Raw genomic sequence first — 7286 nt, 5'->3', positions numbered from 1 at the left:
GGGGTGATGGGGGTGTTGTGGTTCATGTCGGGGGTCTTCCGCGCCCGAAGGCTCCCCTAACCCCTGTTACACGCTCGTCGACATTTAGGGACAACCTCGCCCTAAAGTACGCACGTTCGACGGCCGATGGGGGCCGCGGTCCGCGGCCCCCATCGGCCGGAACTCACGGGGCCAGGCCGTCGCACTCCTGCGCCCGCAGCGCCCGCGCCAGGTCGTCCCGCGCCTCGAGCACGAGACGACGCAGCGCCGGCGCGGCCGCCGCGTGCTCCGACAGCCACGCGTCCGTCGCGGCCAGCGTCTCCGGACGGTCCTGGAGCCCCGGGAACAGGCCCCGGACCACGTCGATGCCGATCTGGATCGACCGCTCGCCCCACAGCCGCTCGATCGCCGCGAAGTACTTCTCCGCGTACGGCGCGATCAGCTCGCGCTGCGAGGGCTGGACGAAGCCCGCGATGGTCGCCTCGACCAGCGCGTTCGACAGGGTGTCCGACTCGACGACCTGCGCCCAGGCCTGCGCCTTGACCGCCGCCGAGGGCCGCGAGGCGAGCAGACGGGTCTGGTGGCGCTTGCCCGACGCCGTGTCGTCGAGGGCGAGCTCCTCGCCGATCCGGGTCTCGTCCGCGCGCCCGTGCACGGCCAGCGGGGAGAGCAGCGCCCAGCGCAGCTCCTGGTCGACGTCGAGGCCGTCGATCTTCGCCGTGCCGTCGAGCAGCCCCTCCAGGAGCTGGAAGTCGGCCTCGGTGGAGGCGGTCGCCGCGAAGAACCGCGCCCAGGTCAGCTGGTGCTCGCTGCCCGGCTCGGCCACCCGCAGCTCGCGCAGCCCGCCCTCGGCGAGCAGCCGCCCGCCCTCCTCGCGCCACGCGGGCGCCGCGTAGAGGGTGACGGCCGACTTCGTCCAGCCGTGCACCATCTGCAGGACGCCGATGTCGGTCTCGCGGCCCGCGAAGGCGAGCGCGACGGCGACGAAGTCCCGGGCGGGCATGAGCCCGTCGCGGGTCAGGTTCCACAGCGCCGACCAGCACAGGGCGCGGGCCAGCGGGTCGGTGATGTCGCCGAGGTGCTCCCGCAGGGTCGCGAGCGAGCCCTCGTCGAAGCGGATCTTGCAGTAGGTGAGGTCGTCGTCGTTGACGAGGACCAGGTCGGGCCTCTCCTCGCCCGCGAGCCCGTCGACGACGGTCCGGGCGCCGGTGATGTCGGCCTCGGCCCGCGCGTACCGCACGAGCTCCCCGCCCGAGAGCCGGTAGAGGCCGACGGCCGCCCGGTGGGGACGCAGCTCGTCGCCCTCCTGGAGGACGGCGAGCTCGGTGATCCGGCCCTCCGCGTCGTAGGTGACGGCCGGGGTCAGGCTGTTGACGCCGGAGGTCTGGAGCCAGGACTTCGCCCAGGCCTTCATGTCGCGCCCGGAGGTCTCCTCCAGGATCGCGAGAAGGTCGGCCAGGCGCGTGTTCCCGTAGGCGTGGCGCTTGAAGTAGCGGCGCGCGCCCTCAAGGAACGCGTCCCGCCCGGCGTACGCGACGAGCTGCTTGAGCACCGAGGCGCCCTTGGCGTACGTGATGCCGTCGAAGTTGAGCTTGGCGTCCTCCAGGTCACGGATGTCGGCCGTGACCGGGTGCGTGGACGGCAGCTGGTCGGCGCGGTACGCCCAGGCCTTGCGGTTGTTGGCGAAGGTCACCCAGCTGTTGGTGAAGCGGGTGGCCTCGGCGTTCGCGAAGGAGCCCATGAAGTCCGCGAAGGACTCCTTCAGCCACAGGTCGTCCCACCACACCATGGTGACCAGGTCGCCGAACCACATGTGCGCCATCTCGTGCAGGATGACGTTGGCCCGGCTCTCGTACGCGGCCTGGGTGACCTTGCCCCGGTAGATGTACTCCTCGCGGAAGGTCACCATGCCCGGGTTCTCCATCGCGCCGAGGTTGTACTCGGGGACGAAGGCCTGGTCGTACTTCCCGAAGGGGTACGGGTAGTCGAAGTTGTCGTGGAAGAAGTCGAAGCCCTGCTTGGTGATCAGGAAGACGTCGTCCGCGTCGAAGTGCTTCGCGAGCGACTTCCGGCACATCGCGCCGAGCGGGATCTCCAGGTCGCCGCGCGTGTAGCTGTCGGTCACGTAGTGGTACGGACCGGCCACGACGCACGTGATGTACGTGGAGATCGGCGCCGTCTCCGCGAACCGCCACACGCCCTCGGCGTCCTGCTCCCCGGCACCGTTGCTCCACACCGTCCAGCCCTCGGGCGCGGTCACCGAGAAGCGGTACGGGGCCTTGAGGTCGGGCTGCTCGAAGTTGGCGTACACCCGGCGGGCGTCGGCCGGCTCGTACTGCGTGTAGAGGTAGACCTCGCCGTCCTCCGGGTCGACGAAGCGGTGCATGCCCTCGCCGGTGCGGCTGTAGGCGCACTGCGCGTCCACCACGAGGACGTTCTCGTCGGCCAGGTCGTCGAGCGCGATCCGCGCGCCGTCGAAGACGACCGCCGGGTCGAGGGAACGGCCGTTGAGCGTGATCGCGTTCACGGACGGGGCGATCAGGTCCACGAAGGTGGCGTCGCCCGTCCCCGTACGGCGGAAGCGGATCGTCGTCCGCGAGCGGAAGGTGCGCACCGCCTCGTCGGAGTCGCCGACCGCCGACCTGAGGTCGAGGACGACCTCGTACCCGTCGACGGACAGCAGCGCGGCCCGCTCGTGGGCCTCGTCGCGGGACAGATTCTCACCGGGCACGGTCACTCCTTCGTGGCGCGTTCGAAACAGCACCGATCCTCCCATGCGCTGCTGTCACGCGGCACACGGCGATGCCGACGCGCGGGAATGCGGTCGGCCCCCGGGATGTTCCCCCTTTTCGGCGCAAGCCCTTCATCGCGGCCTTACCGAGGAGTGACATGTCCGAGAGCAGGACCACCGCCGACTTCTACTTCGACCCGCTGTGCCCGTGGGCCTGGATGACCTCCCGCTGGATGCTGGAGGTCGAGCAGGTGCGCCCGGTCGACGTGCGCTGGAAGGTCATGAGCCTGGCGGTGCTCAACGAGAACCGGCTCGACGAGGTCCCCGCCGAATACCGCGAGATGCTGGAGACCCAGGCCTGGGGCCCGGTCCGCGTGGTGGTCGCCGCTAAGGAGCTGCACGGCGAGGAGTACGTAGGCAAGCTCTACACGGCGCTCGGCACCCGCTTCCACAACAACGGCGAGGGCCCGACCCGTGAGGCGATCGCCGGCGCGCTGAAGGACGTCGGCCTGCCCGAGGACCTGGCGGACTTCGCCGACAAGGACACGTACGACACCGAGCTGCGGGCCTCCCACACGGAGGGCATAGAGAAGGTCGGCCAGGACGTCGGCACCCCGGTCATCGCGGTGCCGGGCCCGACGGGCGACGAGGTCGCCTTCTTCGGTCCCGTCGTCACCCCGACCCCGCGCGGCGAGGCGGCGGCCCGGCTGTGGGACGGCACGCTGCTCGTGGCGTCGACGCCGGGCTTCTACGAGATCAAGCGCACGCGGACGGCGGCGCCCAGCTTCGAGTAGTCCCCGTCCCGGTACGGAAGAACCCCCGCGATTCCTGTCATCGCGGGGGTTCTCCTTTCATCCGCCTGCCCGGTGAAGGTTGAGAAGACGATCACGAGCAGGAGCCTGTTCCCAAGACGGAGATCAGATGGAGATCAGCGGCACCGAGGCCTTCGCCGTCGCATAGCGCCGCTGCACGTCCTGCCAGTTGACGACCTGCCACATGGCCTCGATGAAGTCGACCTTCTGGTTCTTGTACTGCAGGTAGAAGGCGTGCTCCCAGGCGTCGAAGACCAGGATCGGGACCGAGCCCTGCCCGACGTTGCCCTGGTGGTCGTAGACCTGCTCGACGATGAGGCGGCCGCTGACCGGCTCGTACGCGAGGACGCCCCAGCCGGAGCCCTGGGTGGTCGCGGAGGCCTTGGTCAGCTGGGCCTTGAACCTGGCGAAGGAGCCGAAGGACTCGGTGATCGCGTCCGCGAGCTCACCGACGCCGTCGGCGGCCAGCGGCTCGCCGCCGCCCTCGCCGCCCTTCGGGCTCGCCATGTTGTTCCAGTAGATGGAGTGGAGGATGTGGCCGGAGAGGTGGAAGGCCAGGTTCTTCTCCAGGCCGTTGACCGCCCCCCACTGGTCCTTCGCGCGCGCCTCCTCCAGCTGCTCCAGGGTGTCGTTCGCACCCTTCACGTACGCGGCGTGGTGCTTGTCGTGGTGCAGCTCGATGATCTGCGGGTTGATCACCGGCTCCAGCGCCGCGTAGTCGTACGGCAGCTCCGGAAGTGTGTAGATCGCCATGTGCCCGAGCCCTTCGACGGCTTATTGCAACCTCTGTGCAAGTGCAGGCTAACAGCAGCTGAGAGGGAAGTTGATCAGCCCTTCGTCCTGGGGCGCGCGCCAGGGCATGACGAAACCCCCGGACCGAGCGGTGGTCCGGGGGTTTCGTGCGAGCGGGGAAGGCGTCAGGAGGCCCGGCCCGCCGCCGTCTTCTGGCGTACGAAGCCGACGACCGCGAGCACCAGCGTCAGCGCGCCCGTGTAGTACAGCTGCACACGGGTGCCCTCCTCGCGGGCCATCAGGACGAAGATCGCCGCCATGCCGGCCAGCGCCACCCAGGTCAGCGCCGGGAAGAGCCACATCCGCACGACCAGCTTCTCGGGCGCCTCGCGCTCGGTGCGGCGGCGCAGCACCAGCTGGGAGGCGGCGATGAAGAACCAGACGACCAGGATGATCGCGCCGATGGTGTTGAGCAGCCAGATGAAGGCCTTGTCCGGCGACCAGTAGCTCAGCAGGACGCAGCCGAAGCCGACGACGCAGGAGACGAGCACGGCCGGACGGGGGACCCCGCCGTACAGCTTGCCCAGCGCCTTCGGGCCCTGGTCACGGGCGACCAGCGAGCCGGCCATCCGGGAGGCGCCGTAGATGTTGGCGTTCATCGCCGAGAGCAGGGCGACGAGCACGACCACGTTCATGATCTGGCCGGCCGCCGGGATGCCCAGGTGGTCCAGCGTGGCGACGTACGGGCCCTTCTCGACGACCGCCTTGTCGCCCCACGGGACGAGGGTGACGATGACCGCCATGGAGCCGATGTAGAAGAGCGCGATCCGCCACATCGCCGTACGGACGGCCTTGGCGACGCCCTGCACCGGGTGCTCCGACTCGGCCGCCGCGATGGTGACCGTCTCCAGGCCGCCGTACGCGAAGACGGAGGCCAGCAGGCCCACGATGAGGCCCTCGGTGCCGTGCGGGAAGAAGCCGCCCTCGCCGGTGAGGTTCGCGGTGCCGGGGGCGTCCGTGCCGGGCAGGACGCCGAGGATCGCGAGGACGCCGATGCCGAGGAAGAGGACGATCGCGCCGACCTTGAGCGCCGCGAACCAGAACTCGAACTCGCCGAAGTTCTTCACGGCCGCCAGGTTGGTGACGCAGAAGACCAGCATGAAGAGCGCGACCCAGGCCCACTCGGGGCTGCCGGGGAACCAGCCGGTCATGATCTTCGCGGCGCCGATGCCCTCCAGGCCGACGGCGACGCAGAGCAGGAACCAGAAGGCCCAGCCCGAGGTGAAGCCCGCCCAGGAGCCGAAGGCGCGCTCGGCGTGGACGGAGAAGGAGCCGGAGGCCGGGTTCGCGGCCGACATCTCGCCGAGCATCCGCATCACGAGCATCACGAGGACGCCCGAGATCGCGTAGGCGATGACGATCGAGGGCCCGGCGGCGGCGATGCCGGCGCCGGAGCCGACGAAGAGCCCGGCGCCGATGACGCCGCCGAGGGCGATCATCGAGAGATGGCGCTGCTTGAGGCCGTGTGACAGGCCCTCGGCAGGTGCGGTCGCGCCGTCCTTGCGGTCGGCCGGCGCGGGCGCGGTGGTCCGAGACATGGGCGAGCCCTGTTCACTAGCTGAGACGGGGAGGGAGCCCACAGTCTGGGTGGGCGCACCGCTCAGAGGGAACCGGAGTCCGCTATACGGTCACGACCTTCACGCAAAGTGAAGAATCAGTTCCGCTTTGTTGAGGAAGTGCGCAGCCCCCGTACCCACGCCACCAGCAGCACCGCGCCGGTCGCCCCCGCCGACCACAGCACCTGCGGGCGCGCCCCGTCGTCGTTCAGCATCAGGACCAGCACCGCGCCCATCGCGGCCAGCGCCACCCAGCTCAGCCACGGGAAGCCCCACATCTTCAGCGTCAGCGTCTCCGGCGCCTCCCGCTCGATCCGCCGCCGCAGCCGCAGCTGGGAGACCGCGATCAGCGCCCAGACGAAGAGGAGCACCGCCCCGACGGCGTTGAGCATGTAGAGGAAGACGGAATCCGGCCACTTGAGATTGAGCAGGACGGAGACGAAGCCGAAGGCCACCGAGGCGAGCACCGCCCGGCGCGGCACTCCCCCGGACTCCGTCCGGGAGGGGCCCCCTCCGCCGGAGAACTTCAGGAGCCCCTTCGGCGCCTCCCCGCGCTCCGCGAGCGAGAACACCATCCGGGACGAGCCGTACAGGTTCGCGTTGAGCGCCGAGAGCAGCGCCACGAACACCACTACGTTCATGATCTGACCGGCCCCCGGCACCCCGATCGCGTCCAGGACCGCCACGTACGGCGACTCGCCCGGCTTCATCGAGGTCCACGGCAGCAGCGTCACGACGACCAGCATCGAACCCACGTAGAAGAAGAGGATCCGCCAGACCGCGCTGCGCACCGCGCGCGCCACGTTCCGCGCCGGGTCGTCGGACTCGGCCGCCGCGATGGTGACGACCTCGAGACCGCCGAAGGCGAAGACGACGGCGAGGACTCCGGACACCACCCCGGACCAGCCGTTGGGCAGGAAACCGCCCTGCCCGGTCAGGTTCGCGAGGCCCACGGGGTCCCCAGAAGGAATCGACGCCGTGGGCAGCCACCCGACGATCGCGAGCACCCCGAGGACGAGGAAGAGGACGATCGCGCCGACCTTGAGCGCCGCGAACCAGAACTCGAACTCGCCGAAGTTCTTCACCGCCGCCAGGTTGGCGAGGGTGAACACGATCATGAAGACGAGGACCCAGCCCCACTGCGGCACGCCCGGCACCCAGCCGTGCGCGATCCGCGCCGCGCCCGTCGCCTCCACGGCGAGGACCACGACGAGCAGGAACCAGTACAGCCAGCCCACCGAGAACCCCGCCCAGCGGCCGAGCGCCCGCTCCGCGTGGACCGAGAACGCGCCCGAGGCGGGCATCGCCGCCGACATCTCGCCGAGCATCCGCATCACCAGCATCGCGAGCGCGCCGGCGATCAGGTACGAGACCACGATGCCGGGCCCGGCATCGTGGTCTCGTACCTGATCGCCG

At 70.1% G+C, this 7286-nt stretch carries 5 protein-coding genes; 1 reads left to right on the top strand and 4 read right to left on the bottom strand.

All coding sequences use genetic code 11. The features are described 5' to 3' along the window. Positions 1-163: 163 nt before the first annotated feature. On the bottom strand, positions 164-2710 hold the full coding sequence (gene pepN, locus CCN56_RS09200) for an aminopeptidase N (protein ID WP_086825372.1): 2547 nt from the start codon (positions 2708-2710) through the stop codon (positions 164-166). A 158-nt stretch (positions 2711-2868) separates the two neighbouring features. Here pepN and CCN56_RS09195 point away from each other — a divergent pair, with 158 nt between their 5' ends. After that, the gene (locus CCN56_RS09195) at positions 2869-3504 is read left to right on the top strand and encodes a DsbA family protein (protein WP_086825370.1); all 636 of its coding nucleotides are present in this window, start codon (positions 2869-2871) and stop codon (positions 3502-3504) included. Between the two features lie 123 nt (positions 3505-3627). Here the strand turns inward: CCN56_RS09195 and CCN56_RS09190 are convergent, their stop codons facing one another. From CCN56_RS09190 to CCN56_RS09180, 3 genes are all read right to left on the bottom strand, one after another. Further along, a complete protein-coding gene (locus tag CCN56_RS09190) occupies positions 3628-4275 on the bottom strand; it encodes a superoxide dismutase (RefSeq protein ID WP_086825368.1) in 648 nt (215 codons plus the stop codon). Positions 4276-4439: 164 nt separating this feature from the next. Continuing rightward, the gene (locus CCN56_RS09185) at positions 4440-5852 is read right to left on the bottom strand and encodes an amino acid permease (RefSeq protein WP_086825366.1); all 1413 of its coding nucleotides are present in this window, start codon (positions 5850-5852) and stop codon (positions 4440-4442) included. Positions 5853-5968: 116 nt separating this feature from the next. Further along, on the bottom strand, positions 5969-7286 hold a 1318-nt coding region (locus CCN56_RS09180), incomplete at its 5' end, for an amino acid permease (protein WP_107484120.1).

It is taken from the genome of Streptomyces sp. NRRL B-24572, from assembly GCF_002156145.1.
GTDB classification, from domain to species: domain Bacteria; phylum Actinomycetota; class Actinomycetes; order Streptomycetales; family Streptomycetaceae; genus Streptomyces; species Streptomyces vietnamensis.
Note: the sequence above shows the minus strand (reverse complement) of the source record. Positions and strands in the feature narration are given on the sequence as shown.